We start from the raw sequence: 15,599 nt of genomic DNA on the forward strand, positions 1-15,599 counted from the left end.
CACCCATTTCCCCACCCGCTCGCGCAACGACAGCCCCAACGGCTGCAGTTCCTCAGGGCGCATCAGGGACAAATCCAGAAACGCCTCGTCAATGGAATACACCTCCAGCGCCGGCACCAGGGTGGCCAGCGTGGCCATCACTCGCCGGGAAATATCCCCGTACAGCACATAGTTGGAGGAAAACACCGCAACCCGGTACTTGCGGATCAGATCCCGGGCCTCGAACAGTGGCATACCGGTTCTCACCCCCAGCGCTCTGGCCTCGACAGACCCCGCCACGATGCAGCCATCATTGTTGGACAGCACCACCACCGGTCGTCCCTCTAGGTCCGGGCGAAAAATACGCTCACAGGACGCATAAAAACTGTTGCAGTCCACTAGGGCGAACATGGCAGTCACCGCCGGTCCCGGTGCGCACGAAGGGAAAATGTCACCACGCCAAACAACGTCCATTCCTGATCCGCCAATAACATGGCGGAGTAACGGGGGTTACGGGGCATCAGCATGGGCTGTGGTTTCAGCCGTAACTCTTTCACGGTGAACTCCCCATTCAGCGATGCCACCACCACATCACCGTGGGACGCCTCCAGAGACCGGTCTACCACCAGAATGTCATCCGGGAAAATTCCCGCTTCCAGCATCGAGTCTCCCTCCACCCGCAGCAGAAAGGTGGCCTCCGCCTGGCGAATGCACAGCTGGTTCAGATCCAGCGGCGCTTCCATATAACCCTGTGCCGGGGAAGGAAAACCGGCAGCAACACGTTCGGTGAAAAAAGGCAGCGCAGTCATGGAATACCACAGGGAAGATAGCGATGGCCCCATGCTACCAAATACTGTCCTTATGTACAGTTAAAAGACAAACCTACAGCTACCGATACCAGCTCTGACAGAACAAACAGGAAAGCAACAAAACGCAAAGAAAGGCATATCCAAACAGCGCCATGGCTGTCTTAGGGTTGGCAATAACAATGCCGCCATCGGGGTGTAGTCATGATGCTTGAAGGTAACCCGGGCTGGATGTCCGACTTTCTGGAGGAAATGGGGCTGCCGGCCAACGCCGCGTTTCAGGGATATGTGCTCTATCATCGCCAAAGTGACAGCTTTGTCGCCGATGCACCCGACCCGTCCATCCCCCACTACGTAAAGCCTTGCGCCTGGGCTCACCGCTACCCCTACATCATGCTGGCGCGGGACGCTGCCATGGACATGGAGGATGGCATGCAGGTGCAGGTGCTGTTCCGGCTGGGCGGACAGTTTCTTGCCTACCCGATCTGAAAACACCGGGTCCGGAAAAACAAAAAGCCACCCGATGAGTGGCTTTTTTTAATTTGGAGCGGGTGAAGAGAATCGAACTCTCGTATGCAGCTTGGGAAGCTGCCGTTCTACCATTGAACTACACCCGCTTGGACAAACGGCAATATAGTCAAAAGGATGCGCCTTGGCCAGTGCTGATGTTGTCCAGGTATGCTGTTTTGACACCAGCACGACTGGTTTGGAGTTACACTGCTGAGCGAACCTCTGAGTAACGCCTTGCTTACCCGGAGGCTCCCTAAAGATCAGAATGACAACAGGAGTATGGCCATGCCAATGGCATTTGTGAGTGGGGCCCGGGGGTTTCTCGGTGGGCACATTGTCGATCAGTTACTGGCGAAAGGCTGGGATGTTACTGCTGTCATCCGTCCCTATAGCGATGCTGCTGCACTCCAGGCCAAAGGGGTTCAGGTGGTACAAGCTCCGCTGGACAATGCCACCGAGCTGACCCTGGTGATGCCGGCAGCACCCGATGCCGTATTTCATGTGGCCGGCAATACCAGCCTGTGGCGGCGCGGCAACGCGCAGCAGTACCGGGACAACGTACTGGGCACCCGCGCCATGGTCAGCGCGGCGCTGAAAAATGTGGCAGGCCGGTTTGTACATACCTCCTCGATTTCCGCCTGGGGCATTCAGGATACCCCCGTTAACGAACAAACCCCCTCCAACGCGGCCAACGACTGGATCGGTTATAACCGCAGCAAGTATCTGGCCGAACAAGAGGTGGAAAACGGTATCCGCCAGGGGCTGGATGCCGTGATTCTGAATCCCTGCGGCATTATTGGCGCCGGCGACACACACAATTGGTCACAGATGATCAAGCTGATTCAGGACGGCAAGCTTCCGGGAGTCCCACCAGGCGGGGGCAATTTCTGTGCCGTTGAAGAGGTGGCCAAGGCACACCTGTCAACCCTGGAACGCGGCCAGTGCGGTGAGCGCTATATCCTTGCCGGAGTGGAAGCCAGCTTTCTGGAACTGGTGCAAACCATTGCCGGGCAGCTCGGTAAAAAAGCACCCACGCGCACCGTACCTCCTGCAGTATTGAAACTGGCCGGCCAGCTATACCCCATCGGCAGCCTGTTTACCGGCAACGAGCCCCGTCTGACACCGGAAAAGGTGGCCCTAGTGACCAGTCGGGTGCATGCGGACGGCAGCAAGGCCGTAGAGGAACTGGGATTCAACGACCAGGTTCCGCTGGCCACCATGATCGCAAACTGCATTCAGTGGATGATGCAGGAAAAGCTCCTGTAGTGGGCGGTTCGCCATGCAAGCATGGCTCCTACAGAAAAACCGTTACCGGGAAAAAGCATCAGGGCAGCAATGCCCTGTTCTGATTCATACCACCGCCCGATATACCCGAAAGCGCGAGGTCTCCCCGGCTACCTGCACATGGGAAAAGGCATCATCCAGCCACTGGGCATAGGGCAGCTCACGGTTTGCCACCAGCCACATTTCGCCCTCCTTGTTCAGGTAACCCGGCGCCTCGGCGATCAACCTGCGGGTAATATCCGTAGTGCGCTGACGGCGGTCGTGAAATGGTGGGTTGGTCACAATCATATCCACCCGGCCGGAAAGCGGAGAAAACAGATCACCACCGACAACCCGGCCCTGCAAACCATTACGGGCCAGGCTGGCGGTGGTCGCGGCCACCGCACAGGCACTCACATCCACGGCCTGCACCTTCCACCCCTGGCTGGCCAGGCTGACACTGATCACCCCTGCGCCGCAGCCCATGTCGATCATGCTCCCCGGCCTGGGCAAGCGATGCTCCGCCATCAGCTCCAGCAGCAGCCGGGTTCCTTCATCCAGGCGACCGTGACTGAACACGCCCGGATAGCTGACAATCTCCAGATCGCCCACCGGAATCATCTCCCCCCAGGCCGCCAGGGTCTGGGTTTCCCCCGGCTGCAATTGGCCGCTATACAGTTTGCAATGGCGGGCGCTATCCACCAGCACGGCATCATCTACATGTGCCTGCAGGTGTTTCAACGCGCCACGAATGCCCCCCTTGGCCGGTCCGATCAGCCACAACTCCACCGGTTGGCTGATTTCGCCAGCCAGCCAGTTAAGCAGGAACCGCAAGCGGTCGATGGATTTGGGCAAGGGCAGAACCAGCAGATCCACCTCAGGGGGTACCGTCGGTGCCGCCGCCCACTGCTGGGCCCCCACGGTGAAATCATCCGCATGCAAATGCACCTGGGCATCCGCATCCAGGCTTTTCAACGCCGGGTCATTGGCATCCACCACCAATACCTGACGGCCCGACAGGGCACCTGCCTGGCGCAATAATAACTGTGTCGTATTTTCCATAGCAGCAAGCTCGAACCGGCGGAGTAAAGTGCGGCGCAGTATAGAGCAGCACGCCTTTTCATGTCAGTTGTAACCCGCTCTCATCCTTTGGCATTAGCTTTCAAGTTTTACACATTCACCACGCCAAAGAACAAGCCACACCGGTAGAATCATGGGATTGACCCGACGATGTGGAGGCTCAAATGGTTAGCGCTGCACCCTGCATTCGCGCTGTAGTACTATTTAGCTGTTGTCTGTTTTCTTCGTTGGTGGTCGCCGCTACGGATAGCGGCGTCTTCCGCCAGGCACTGGACGCAGCACGCAATGATGACTGGAATACCCTGACCCGACTGGAAAAACAGCTGGGCGATGATCACCCCCTGCAAGCCTATCTGGATTTTCACCGGCTGCGGGCGGCCCTGCCAGATCTGGCCCCTGAAAAGATAAACGACTATGCCCGGCGCTATCCCGATTCTCCGCTGCCAAACGACATTCGCCAGTTAGCCAACGTGGCTTATGGCAAGGCGGAAAAATGGGACGCCCTGCTGGCCGTCAACAGCAACGAGCCCTCTGCCATCGCGCGCCAGTGTTATTACTACCAGGCCAAATTGGCCAAAGGTGACGACAGTGCCCTGCAAGCCGCTGCCGACATCTGGGCCAGCGGCCAGTCACGCCCCAATCAGTGTGATCCGCTGTTTGATCAGGCCCAGGCACGTGGTGTTATTGACGATGCCGCAATCTGGGGAAGACAGCTGCTGGCCTTCAAGGCCAACAGCCATGGCCTGGTTCGATACCTGGGCAAGAAACTCAAGAATACAGAGTACGAAACCGCCAGCGACTGGCTGGAAACCCTTTATCGTCATCCCGACAAGGTGGACAAGCTGCCCACCAACATCAAACCGGAACAGCGTCAACAACTGCTGGCCGCCGCTATACATCGCTGGGCTTACAAGGACACCGTTGAGGCACGGCAATGGTTCGATGATCACAGTCGTCGTCAAGGCCTTCGCGATGAGGCCATGCGGCAAGATGCTGGCCGGCGCATCGCCTGGTATTCCACCATTCGTGGCACCGAAGAAAACCGCCAATGGCTGGACAACTGGCTGGCGGCCAATCCGGATGCAGAGCTGCTGGACCAACGTGCCCGCCGCACCATCATTGAACAGGACTGGAACAACGCGGAACTGTGGATCACCCGTTTACCTGATAGCGAGCAACAGGACTCCCGCTGGCTCTACTGGCGCGCCCGGGCACTGGAAGAACTGGACCAGCCTGACCAGGCCCGTGCCCTCTACCGGCAAGCCTCCAGACACAGAAACTTTTTTGCCTTTATGGCCGCCGACCGCCTGGGCGAGCCCTACCATTTCTCCAACGCCCAGGTGAAACCGTCAGCGGATTTCACTCCTCCGCCGGCCATCACCCGTGTACGCCTGCTGCGCGAGCTGAACGAGGATTACGCGGCCCGTCAGGAATGGCTGTGGCTGATGTGGCACAACGATGATGCCAACGTCCGCCAGCTTGCCCAGCATGCGCTGGAGCAACACTGGTACGACCTGGCAGTACAGGCATCTATCCAGGCCAAGGCTTGGGATGTACTCGCCTGGCGTTTCCCGCCGGCCTATCAGAGCGAATTTGAACAGCAAGCCGAAAGGCATGATCTGGACCCATGGCTGGCAATGGCCGTAGCCCGGCGAGAAAGTGCCTTCAATCCCCAGGCCCGTTCACCTGTTGGCGCCATGGGGCTGATGCAACTGATGCCGGGCACCGCCCGCAAGGTTGCCAAGGATGCCAACCTGGGCCGCCCCACCACCAACACCCTGCAAAACGCTGAGTTGAATATCCAGCTCGGCAGCCGCTACCTGGCGGAGCTGCTGGATGAGTTCAAGGGTAACCGGGTATTGGCCCTGGCCGCCTACAACGCTGGCCCGCACCGGGTGAATAACTGGCTGGGGAAAGAAGACGAGGCCGTGCCCGCCGATATCTGGATTGAATCCATTCCCTTCCGGGAAACCCGGGATTATGTGCAGGCCGTACTCACCTATCGGGCTCTGTTTGTAGGGTTGCATGACAATCAGGCACGCACCTCACAACTGCTCACCGAAGAAGAAAGCCAGAATCTGTATTCGGTGTCGATGCTGGATTGATGACAGGAAAATCGATTAACCACAGAGGGCACAGGGTTCACTGAGCAACACTTGTCACTGCGCAGGCTGAGGTCATGGTCTTTCTGTAGGAGGCTGCTTGCAGCCGAGCCGTTCGCGTGCAAGCACGCTCCTACAGCAAGCGGCTTCGTTGAGGGCCGAGGCCGCCCGGCAAGCATGCTTTTCTCAGGGAACTCTGTGTGCTCTGTGGTGAAAAATTGTCTTTGCCCGGCCGCGCCAGTCTCAATCCAGCTGCCGGATGTGGTAATCCAGCCGGGCCCGGGCGTCGCGGGTGGCGAGAGCGGCGGTGGCCTCTACCCTTCTGCGTAGATGGATACTGCGGGCCGGTTCCCGGGTAAAGGCAATGATCGCGTTGTGGCAATCACTACATGACAACCGGAAACGGCTGGCATAGCCGGTCATCGCCTCATCCGCGGCCGCCGGGCTTTCCCGGTATTCCTTCCAGTCGCCAAAATTCATCACCAGGGTACCGCTGACTGCCAGGTTATCCGACAGGCAATTCAGCCACGGTTTGTCGGCCGCCACCGCCCGGCTGACCTGCTCATTACTGGGGGCAAACAGATCTTCGATAATCAGGTCGAACGGTGCTCCCTGATAGGCTCGCAACCAGGCCTGGGCATCGCCCTCATGGGTCTCTACGCCGAAGGCCTCCATACCGAAAACCTCCCGCGCCACTTGCAAATGGGCAGGGTCCAGTTCCACAGCAACCAGAACATCCGGGTTCAGCAGCTGGCGAATGGGGGGAATCAGCGAACCACCGCCAAGCCCCAATACCAGCACCCGGCGAAACCTGGAAGGTTCATGCAACAGTGCCGGCAGCCAGAGCAGATCCCAGACACTGCCAGTGAGCAAACGCTTGGGGTGAAACTCGGAGTGTTGCACGCCATTGGCATAGAGCCGCAGGGTTCGGCCAGCACGGCGCACTTCGTAATGCACCCCCTGCAGCTCGGTTTTCCAGATTAATGCCACACTTACTTTTCCAGGGTCAGGGTCAGGCCAGCCACATTGCCATCGACGTTGGTTTCGTTCAGGAACACCCGATTTTGTTCAATACCCAGCGTCTGGACCAGCTCCGCTTTGGCATTTTCACCACGCAGACGTGCCAGCTCGGTAAGCTGTGCCCGGTCCAGTCCCTTGGCGCCGGTTGCCAGCATGGACTCCCAGGCGGCTCTGGCCAGTACCGTTTCACGCTGTTCATCGTCTTCGGGAAGCGGGTTACTTACCAGGCTTTCCACGTCCCGGTCAGTGCTGGACTCATAGCGACGGATCAATTTGCGGCGCCACTTCTTCTCCAGCAAGGCGTTATCGATGCCCAACCAATCGTCATCTGCCACATCACGCCCGATGGCCTGCGCTGCCAGAGCGGTGCGATCCACCTCATTGGTGGTGCCGATCAACCCCACCCGCAACTGCGGTCGCTCATTGAGCACCTTGGCAAGCGCATCCAGAGCTGAAGCGGTGTCCGGTTGAATGTCTGCCTCCCCCGGCGAAAACGCGATGTTCTCCAGATTTTTACCGCCGGCCAGCGCTGACAGCACGGAAAACGGTGCAGTGGCCGCTTTCACCACAATATTGCTCAATACCTTGAGCACCATGCCGCCCACACTAAAACTCGGATCATCCAGATTGCCGGCCATACTAACCGGCAGGGTAATTTCACCGGACCGGTTACGCAGCACCGAAAGCCCCAGTTTGACTGGCGCCTTCACTGCCTGCTCGCTGGGTACCTTTTCGCCGAGATAAAATTCATTGGCAAGAATATCCGTGTCACTACTGAGCTGGTTTTTCTCAATGGATACTCCCGTGGTCACGCCAAGCTGGCCTTTTTCCACCTTGTAGCCAAGGTACTGGCCTGTGTAGGGAGTCAGTCCGGTCATCTCATAGTTCTTCAGGGAGACTTTCAGGTCCGTGAAGAGCGGCTCCGGTGTCAACGACCCTTCGATACTCAGCGGCGCATAGCGATCTACCTGAGCATTGAGATCGATGGTGGCCCGCCGACCCGGTCGAGTATCGAGGTTTCGCAGATTACCGGAAAGCTGGTAAAGCCCTATCCGGAAATTCGGGCTGAGCGACAGATCTTCATGGCGGATCTGGCTACCCACCAGGCGCACACGATCCACCGTCACCTGCCAGGGTTCACTCTGCCCCTGCTCACTGGCGCCGCGGCGTTCCCCTGTTTTCCCGGAAGGCATACCCGCCTGAATACGCGTCGCCACATCCCGGCCCTGGGCATCCACCCGGTTGGCCAGATCCATACCCGTCAGCCCCACTTCGCCGATACGCACAGTTTGCTCAGCGGTGGTCAGTGACAAGTCCGTAACGCTGCCTTGATTGATCTTGAGCAGGGATTCACCGTTCTCCAGCAGACTGAAATTTTCCAGAGATGCATTGGCGCTGACCGTCACATCCGCATTTTCGCCTTTCACACTGGCCCTGCTTTCCAACGACAGCACGCCGCTGGCCAGTGCCAACGGGGCCTCACGTTCCAACCAGGGCGACAAGGGAGCCAGCGGCAATCCTTTAAGCCCAGCCTGGGCATCAATACTGAAAGGCGTAAGATTGCCCTCACCAGAATGTTCCAGGGTACCGTTCTGCTGGATCTTGCTGCTGCCTTCCCAGGTAAAGGTAGCAGGCTCACCGATGATCAGGTTTTTCAGGGTCAGTTGACCGTCCGAAAGGGTCAGGGTCTGCGCGGGTTGCAGGGTGCGGTCGGTAAAGCGCAGTCCACTGCCGTCCACTTGCAGGGTATCCAGGCGCACGATCCAGTCAGCCTTGCCTTCCTGCACCTTCTGGGCCGCCTGCTCGGCTTTTTCCTTTACCTCTTCCACCCGTTCTTCAGCGGCTTGCCGATCCGCCGGCAGAAATAGCGTTGCCAGGTCGATGCCCTGTTCATCCAGCACCGCGCCAAGAGCGGGCTCAGTGACGGTCACCTTGGGGATTTTCACTTCCTGAGCCAGGGAATCCAGCGCCACGCCTTCAACACGCACTGTCGGCAATGACACGCTGGGAGCATCTTCACCGGGCTTGAGCAGCTGAAGCTGTCGCAATATCACCTGACCATTGCTGAGTACTACCTTGGGTTGCGGCTGCGCAACAAAATGATAGGCGGTTTCCACATCCAGTTCGCCGGACGGCACGGTAAAGCGGACTTCGTTCTTGAGCAGCTTCGCCAGCGACACAAGGTCTACCTTTTCCACATCCAAATGGCCGAGGGCGATGAAGGGGGCGAACTCAAAATGGCCCTGCCAATCCAGCACGCCACCGTCCGGCCCCTCCAGACGGATCGCGTAGTCATTGCTGTTTTCGCCTTTACCCTTGGTAGAAAAATTGCTCACCGTGAAGGCCAGCGGCAGCACCAGTTTCTCCGGCTCGTCACCGGTGGCCTCGGTAAAACGCAGATCCCCTCCGGTAAGGCTGAGGTTGGCAATGGAAATGGCCGGCAAGCCAGGCTCTTTTTGCTCCGGCTCCGGGGCGTCCTCTTCCGGCGTCTGGGCAAGCTGTTCCTGGATATGTGTCAGCACATCATCAAAGCTGAAGGTATTACCGGGATTGCGCTGGGCACGCACCGTCAAGGCATCGAGCATGACTTCATCAAAATGCCAGCTCCAGCGGAACAGGGAAGACAACTGGAAATTCACATACAGCTGATTGAATCCGAGCAGCACCTCGGTCTGATCGTCCTGGATGGAAAACCCGTTTACCGTGGCGCTAAGCACCAGGGGGTTGATCTTCACCTCATCAATGGTGACTTGCCGGCCGGTAAGGTCAGCCAGTGCCTGGCGAGCGTTATCCCTCACCAGCCCCGGCGCCAGAAAAAAGCCCAGCAACACATAAAGCAGATAAAGGCTGGCCAGAATAATCAGGGTTTTCACTTTCCAGCTACTGCTTTTCCAGGCCTGTAACACCTTCACATCTGTCTCCCTATCAAGACGCTCCGATTTTGACGCCATGGTAGCAGTTGCGCGCCCCACTCGCGCCCCAAACCCATTGCGTCGCCATGGCGGCTATGGAAAATGGGCGCATCTTGCACAGGAGTCCTGCCATGAGCGACAACTACCTTCTGAACATGTACGAAAAAGCCCTGAAGCTGCCCGCCGGCCGCAAGCTGTTTTCCATGGTGTTCAGCCGCAAAGCCCCCTACTTCGCCACTATTACCCCGATCATCAGCGAACTTCGCCCCAATTTTTGTGAGGTAAAGTTCAAGAAACGTAAAAGCGTGGAAAACCACATCCAGACAGTGCACGTGATCGCCATCTGCAACGCCCTGGAATGCGCCATGGGCGCCATGGCGGAATCCTCCGTGCCCAAACACCTGCGCTGGATTCCCAAAGGCATGGATGTGAACTACACCGCCAAGGCCACCAGCGATATTACTGCCACCGCCGAAGCCAATCCGGAAGACTGGAAACCTGGCAACCTGCCCGTTACCGTCAAGGCGATGCGCGACGACGGCACGGTGGTGGTGGAAGGCACCATCAATCTGTGGATCAGCGAAAAACCTGCTAAAGGCAGTTAACGGTTCGCGAGCTTGAGCCGTTTTCACGTCATGTATGGGGCCGTGTCCGGGCGTTTGGGCGCGGCTTCTTTCGTTCTGAACCCACAGGCTGGGCTCTGACAGCTCTCCCCCGCTTGCAAAGATGGCGCTACACTAGTTGCCGGGAAAGGGGGAACCACATGCTTATCGTACCCGTCGGCGCCAAGGCAGCGCGCCGCACTACGCCCTGGATCTGCATATTGCTGATTCTGGTCAACATTGTCGTTTATGCCTGGACCACCCACCAGGATCTGCAGCGTGACGAACCGCTGACACCGGAGCAGGCCGATCTGCTGGCCGGGTATGAAGCGGACCTGCTGCTGCAGTGGCTATCACATCAGGACAGCAGGACCTATGCTGACGCGGTGGCCATGAACGACAAGGGCCCAGATTTCATGATGGCCTACGGTTGGTACGATCAGGCCTTTACCCAGCATGTTCACCGACACTGGCAACAGCATCCTCCCGCGAACCAGTGGCGCCAGCTGCGCAGCGATCTGGAAGTCTGGCTGAATCAGCAATCCACTATTCGCTGGGGGCTGATTCCCAATGACCCGAGTCTGCTCACCCTGCTCAGTTCCCAGTTCATGCACGGTGACTGGTTTCACCTGCTGGGCAACATGCTGTTCCTGATCATGTTCGGCATTGCCATGGAGCGCCATTGGGGCGCCCGCCGTTTCCTGCCCGCTTACCTGCTTTGCGGCATAGGCGCCGGCCTGCTGTTTATCGCATCCGCTCCAGACAGCGGCATTCCCCTGGTAGGGGCATCCGGCGCCATTTCCGGCCTGATGGGGCTGTTTGCTGGCACCTTCCGACTGCGAAAGCTGGAGTTTTTTTACTCTCTTGGCTTTTTCTTTGGTAGCTTCCGGGCTCCGGCACTGGTGCTGTTTCCCGTGTGGCTGGGCTGGGAACTGATACAGGCGGCGACCATGAACTCCAACGTCGCCTATATGGCCCATGCCGGCGGCCTGTTGACCGGGCTTGCCCTGGCTTTCCTGCTTCCGTTTACCGGGCAACCGACCCGACAGAAAGACGACCAACAGGATGCAGACGGGTACGACACCCAGGTGCCTGCAATCTGTCAGCAACTGGCCGAACAACTACGCTTTGATGATGCCCAGTCCCGCTGCCGCCAATGGCTTGCCAACCACCCTAAAAGCCGTCCCTTGTGGCTGTTCTTCCTGCAGATGGGTGTGCGCCGCAAACAGCTGGATGCGGCCATGAAAGAGGCAATTAAAACCTTGAGCGAACGCCAGGACAGCGATGCCCTGGTCAGCACATTATGGCAGGAATACGAATTTCTGGGCGGCGATATCCGCGCCCTGCCCCCCGCCTACCAACTGCTGCTGGCCGAGTTGGCCTGGCGTCAGCAGCGCAGCAAACTGGTACGCGAGATAGTGCAGGATCTGCAAAAGAAACAGTGGCAACACCCTCGCCTGGAACGGCTCAGCCAGCGGCTTTAAGACGTTGAAATACTTGCCGGGCTTCAATGGATTCCTGGCTCTGAAACTGATCGGGGAAATGTTTTTCCACGAAGGCAAGCAACTTGCCGGCCCGCATCAGGTCCCCATGCTGCTCCATGTAAAGGCGGGCCAACAACACATAAGCCGTACCCAACGACGGGAACCCTGGCGCTCGTTGATGCAGGTTTACCAGCACATGCTGAGCTTCTTTCAAACGCCCCCTATCGTAGAGCGCCTGGGCCAACGACAAGGACAGGCTGCCTTCCTCCTCAAAGCGGAATCCGGGTTGTTGCTGCTGGGCTTCCAGCCATATCTGCACAGCAGAACCCTCATTGCCATTGGCAAATTGCTGCCGGAGAAAACGGACAAGATGCTCCCGCCAGGGCTTGTCCTTTTCCAGTAAACCCAGCAGCCGCAATCGACGCCAGTTCAATTCCTGGTGCATGGGCGCTGCAGTGAGGCCACGGTTTACCACGCCCAAGGCATCGGCATAGCGCCCTTCCTGGGCATAGATATGGGCAGAGCCCAGCGCTTCCGCCACATCATAATCATCAGAGGCCAGGGAACGGCCCCGGGGTTCATCCTCTGCCAGCCCCAATTGACGGGCCTTTTCATTGAGCATGGCCCCCATCATGGCAGAGGCTACAATCGTTGTATAAGCAGAAAAGGCGGTCCCCAGAAACACCAGCACCTGGAAGTCACTCTGACTCTGCAGTAGCGATGGCGCCGCTGTCACCGCCATCACCGCAAACCACAACAGCAGGTAAGAGACCCCGACAGTGACCACCAACTGCAGCCAACGTAACGGGTTCAATGCCATACGCAGCGAGCGGCTTACCGCCAGGATCATCACCGCTGCCGGCAGTACCAGCGCAGCCAGAGCCAGCAGCCCCATGGCCAGAACCATGGACGTTCCCGCCAACAACAAAGGAACAGCAAACAGTGTGGCCAACAGGGCAATCTGCTTGACCAGCAAGCCTCCCTCGGACATCACCTCCATGGGAGATGGTGGCGTCCAGTCATCTCTGGCCACTTCCGCAATCACCACCAGGGAGTAAACAAATAACGTGAGCGCCAGAAACAGGAGCAACAAGCCAGTGAGCAAACCTCCAGGCAGTATGCTGGCCACCCCCAACACCAGCATCAACCATAATGCCGGAGGCTTCAGGGGATACTTGAGAATCTCCCCAGAGCGTTGCCAAAAGGGTGTTCCGGGCTCACCGTCACCCTGCCAGTCAAGGCGCTCACTGCATAATGCACAGCGGGGCAGGCCCGGCCGAAAATTCTCTTCCCCACCGGGAACACACTGGCCACAGAACCGCTTGCTGCACCCCGTGCAATGCCAACTCCCTGGTTTCTTCAGGTGATAATTACAGGCTTCCATGTCACTCCCTTCCCTACCGGCACTTCATTGTGCCGTTGTTTTTTCCCTGATAAATAATGCCGCCCTGACAGCAGCGTCCCCAATCAGATCTGTCTGCTCAAGACCACTACGTTTCAGTGGTCGAAAATCATGATCTCCATGGGGCAGCCAGTGTAAATGGATGGCTGGCGGCAAACCATAACCGGCCACCTCCTGCGGCTTGCCGAAGGGGTCACGTTCACCCTGGCAAATCAGCATGGGGAGCGTCAGGGTCGGCAGATGGTCCGTACGGGTTTTCTCGGGTTTGCCCGGGGGATGAAACGGATACCCCAACGCCACCACGCCGCAAATAGAGGGGCAATCCTCTTCCGCTGCCAACAGGGACGCCATACGACCGCCCATGGACTTGCCACCGATCCAAACCGGCAGGTTGTCGTTGCGCAACGCTGCCAGCACTTCCCTGAAATGCGCCAGCAACTGCGGAGCGCGATTGGGAGGGAACTTGCGTTGCTCCTGACGTCGGCGCGCCATATAGGGAAACTCGAACCGGACCACAGACACACCCTGGTCGGCCAGGGCCTCAGCCATGGCGTTCATGAAGTCGCTGTCCATGGGGGCTCCGGCACCATGGGCCAACACCAACAACGCCGAAGGTTGGTTGGCCCGATTCCATAGCAGGTTCATCACAGCGCCATCTCCAACGCCTTGAGCTGGGCCTGCAATGCCGTTTTGAAATCTACCCGAAAAAGATCCAGTCCAGGTGCATTGAGCACCTTCTCTACCACCGGTGCCGGGTGACTGACGGCCCAGCAGCCGATCAGGGTTTGCTGTACCTGCATCAGATAAGTGGCCGCCTTGTCGTTGGACAGGCCATAGGCCTGCTGAAGACGCTGAGCCAAATTAGCGAAATGCGATAGCAGGGACTGTTTGAACTCAAGGGCCGCTGTTTCATCCAGATTCTGTTCCAGCACCGAATGCAGGATCGCGGTGAGCCGGCAAAACAATGGGCGCGCCACCAACATCTCTGACAAGGCCTGCCATAGCGGCAAACTGTCATCCACTCGCGCATGGCTTACCCGCTCCAGTTCATCAAGGTACAAACCAAGAAACAGTGCTTCCTTGGAGGGGAAGTAACGATACAACGCTGCCTTGGTGACGCCGGCCCTACGAGCAATGGAGGCAAGGCTGATGGCTTCAAAACGCTCCTGCTCAAAGAAGGTTGCCGCCGCCGCAAGAATCTGGGCGCGCCGTTCCGCCTTCTGCTCCGGTGAGCGGGCGCGCTGAAAAACACATTCGGCCATAGGGAACCTCTGATTGGATCAGGAGTCAGTGCCAGATCGCTCATTATGCAAGCATGATTTTCCGCCGACATTAGTATCCAGTCGGAACCTGCAGGGGCGCTGAACGTAGGGTTCAGAACTGCACCAGAAAAATTGATAATGAATAATTGAGAATTGATAACGTGCGGGATAGTGCCTTTATTATCAAAGCCCAGATGCCGCACTTGCATTTTGAACGCGGCTTCTGAGTTTTCCAATCAGGCAGGCGTTTGATCGCGTCGTTATCAATTATCCATTCTCAATTATCAACTTAACGGTATTGGTGCAGTTCACCTCAGACTCAGTGCACCCTACGCCAGAAATCTGCCAGCGCAGGTTACGCCTGCAGCATGCCTGCCAGTCGGCGGGTAATCATACGGGGCGAGAACTTGCCCATCCACACCAGCAGCAGGTTTTTCAGGCCGGGGATCACAATGGCGCGACGGCGCGCCAATAGAGATTTCTTCACCACCGCTTCGGTGGTCATGGTTCCTGCCTTGAACAACAGGGTGTCGGTCATGTGTGCTTCGGTTGCGAACTCGGAGTCGGTGGCGCCGGGGCACAGGGCACTCACCGCCACACCGCTTCCTTTAAGCTCCTCGTGCAGACCTTCCGAGAATGACAGGACAAACGCCTTGGTCGCGTAGTAGATGGTCATGTTCGGGCCAGCCTGGAAAGCCGCCGTGGACGCCACATTGATCACAAACGCATCCTGAGCCTGCTTGAGCGCCGGGAGCAGACGCCAGGTCAGATCCACAAGAGCCGTCACATTCACCTGTACCATATCCAGCTGGCGCTGCAGATCCAGGTCAGCAAACTGACCTCGATCACCGAAGCCCGCGTTGTTGATCAGGCCGGTCACCGCAATCTGTTGCTCCTCAAGAGCCTGGGCCAATTCAGCAGGGGCGTGTGGCTGGGCCAGATCCGAAGCGATACATGCAACCTCAATACCGTGCCTTTCACGTAACTCGGCCGCGAGTGTTTCCAGCCGATCCAGTCGCCGGGCAACCAGTACCAGGCTCTTCCCTTCTGCCGCCAGTTGCCTGGCAAATTCCTTACCGATACCGGCGCTGGCGCCAGTGATAACCACTGCTTGCATACCTTCTCTCCATTAAGTAACCACTGGTCACTAATTTAGAGAAAAACCACACACCTGTAA

The 15,599-nt window shown here is 58.0% G+C and carries 13 protein-coding genes, 1 tRNA gene and 1 pseudogene; 5 read left to right on the plus strand and 10 right to left on the minus strand.

Features of this window, described 5'->3' with window-relative positions:
* A pseudogene (locus HUJ17_RS03605) lies at positions 1–390 on the minus strand (DNA polymerase V subunit UmuC); the annotation flags it as partial.
* A gap of 5 nt (positions 391–395) precedes the next feature.
* On the minus strand, positions 396–788 hold the full coding sequence (umuD, locus tag HUJ17_RS03610) for a translesion error-prone DNA polymerase V autoproteolytic subunit (RefSeq protein ID WP_300355203.1): 393 nt from the start codon (positions 786–788) through the stop codon (positions 396–398).
* Positions 789–989: 201 nt separating this feature from the next.
* On the opposite strand from umuD, the gene HUJ17_RS03615 reads away from it, so the two are divergent.
* Entirely contained in the window at positions 990–1,274 is a 285-nt protein-coding gene (locus tag HUJ17_RS03615; RefSeq protein WP_290509387.1) for a hypothetical protein, read from the plus strand.
* 54 nt (positions 1,275–1,328) lie between these two features.
* Here the strand turns inward: HUJ17_RS03615 and HUJ17_RS03620 are convergent.
* Positions 1,329–1,402, minus strand: a tRNA-Gly gene (locus HUJ17_RS03620).
* Between the two features lie 178 nt (positions 1,403–1,580).
* On the opposite strand from HUJ17_RS03620, the gene HUJ17_RS03625 reads away from it, so the two are divergent.
* Positions 1,581–2,561, plus strand: a complete 981-nt coding sequence (locus HUJ17_RS03625; RefSeq protein ID WP_290509388.1) for an SDR family oxidoreductase — start codon at positions 1,581–1,583, stop codon at positions 2,559–2,561.
* 84 nt (positions 2,562–2,645) lie between these two features.
* On the opposite strand, the gene HUJ17_RS03630 is transcribed toward HUJ17_RS03625, so the two are convergent.
* Positions 2,646–3,620, minus strand: coding sequence for a methyltransferase (locus HUJ17_RS03630; RefSeq protein WP_290509389.1), 975 nt, complete (start codon positions 3,618–3,620; stop codon positions 2,646–2,648).
* Between the two features lie 182 nt (positions 3,621–3,802).
* Between HUJ17_RS03630 and HUJ17_RS03635 the strand changes: the two genes are divergently transcribed.
* Entirely contained in the window at positions 3,803–5,743 is a 1,941-nt protein-coding gene (locus tag HUJ17_RS03635) for a transglycosylase SLT domain-containing protein (RefSeq protein ID WP_290509390.1), read from the plus strand.
* A gap of 240 nt (positions 5,744–5,983) precedes the next feature.
* On the opposite strand, the gene HUJ17_RS03640 is transcribed toward HUJ17_RS03635, so the two are convergent.
* Both HUJ17_RS03640 and HUJ17_RS03645 read right to left on the minus strand, forming a co-directional pair.
* Complete coding sequence (locus tag HUJ17_RS03640) at positions 5,984–6,730, minus strand: class I SAM-dependent methyltransferase (RefSeq protein ID WP_290509391.1); 747 nt, start codon at positions 6,728–6,730, stop codon at positions 5,984–5,986.
* Positions 6,731–6,732: 2 nt separating this feature from the next.
* On the minus strand, positions 6,733–9,672 hold the full coding sequence (locus HUJ17_RS03645) for a DUF748 domain-containing protein (RefSeq protein ID WP_290509392.1): 2,940 nt from the start codon (positions 9,670–9,672) through the stop codon (positions 6,733–6,735).
* 131 nt (positions 9,673–9,803) lie between these two features.
* On the opposite strand from HUJ17_RS03645, the gene HUJ17_RS03650 reads away from it, so the two are divergent.
* Both HUJ17_RS03650 and HUJ17_RS03655 read left to right on the plus strand, forming a co-directional pair.
* Positions 9,804–10,277, plus strand: coding sequence for a hotdog fold domain-containing protein (locus HUJ17_RS03650; RefSeq protein ID WP_290509393.1), 474 nt, complete (start codon positions 9,804–9,806; stop codon positions 10,275–10,277).
* 158 nt (positions 10,278–10,435) lie between these two features.
* Positions 10,436–11,758, plus strand: a complete 1,323-nt coding sequence (locus tag HUJ17_RS03655) for a rhomboid family intramembrane serine protease (RefSeq protein WP_290509394.1) — start codon at positions 10,436–10,438, stop codon at positions 11,756–11,758.
* On the opposite strand, the gene HUJ17_RS03660 is transcribed toward HUJ17_RS03655, so the two are convergent.
* The 4 genes from HUJ17_RS03660 to HUJ17_RS03675 form a co-directional block, all read right to left on the minus strand.
* On the minus strand, positions 11,742–12,887 hold the full coding sequence (locus tag HUJ17_RS03660; protein ID WP_290509395.1) for a hypothetical protein: 1,146 nt from the start codon (positions 12,885–12,887) through the stop codon (positions 11,742–11,744). The two genes, HUJ17_RS03655 and HUJ17_RS03660, sit on opposite strands and share 17 nt — an antisense overlap.
* A gap of 279 nt (positions 12,888–13,166) precedes the next feature.
* The gene (locus HUJ17_RS03665) at positions 13,167–13,805 is read right to left on the minus strand and encodes an alpha/beta fold hydrolase (RefSeq protein WP_290509396.1); all 639 of its coding nucleotides are present in this window, start codon (positions 13,803–13,805) and stop codon (positions 13,167–13,169) included.
* Positions 13,805–14,422 carry a TetR family transcriptional regulator gene (locus tag HUJ17_RS03670; RefSeq protein WP_290509397.1) on the minus strand — a complete coding sequence of 206 codons (618 nt, stop codon included), beginning with the start codon at positions 14,420–14,422 and terminating at the stop codon, positions 13,805–13,807. The genes HUJ17_RS03665 and HUJ17_RS03670 overlap by 1 nt, the downstream gene beginning before the upstream one ends.
* Positions 14,423–14,777: 355 nt before the next feature.
* Entirely contained in the window at positions 14,778–15,539 is a 762-nt protein-coding gene (locus HUJ17_RS03675) for an SDR family oxidoreductase (protein WP_290509398.1), read from the minus strand.
* Positions 15,540–15,599: the final 60 nt, after the last annotated feature.

The sequence above is a fragment of the Alcanivorax sp. genome (assembly GCF_014762765.1).
GTDB lineage: Bacteria > Pseudomonadota > Gammaproteobacteria > Pseudomonadales > Alcanivoracaceae > Alcanivorax.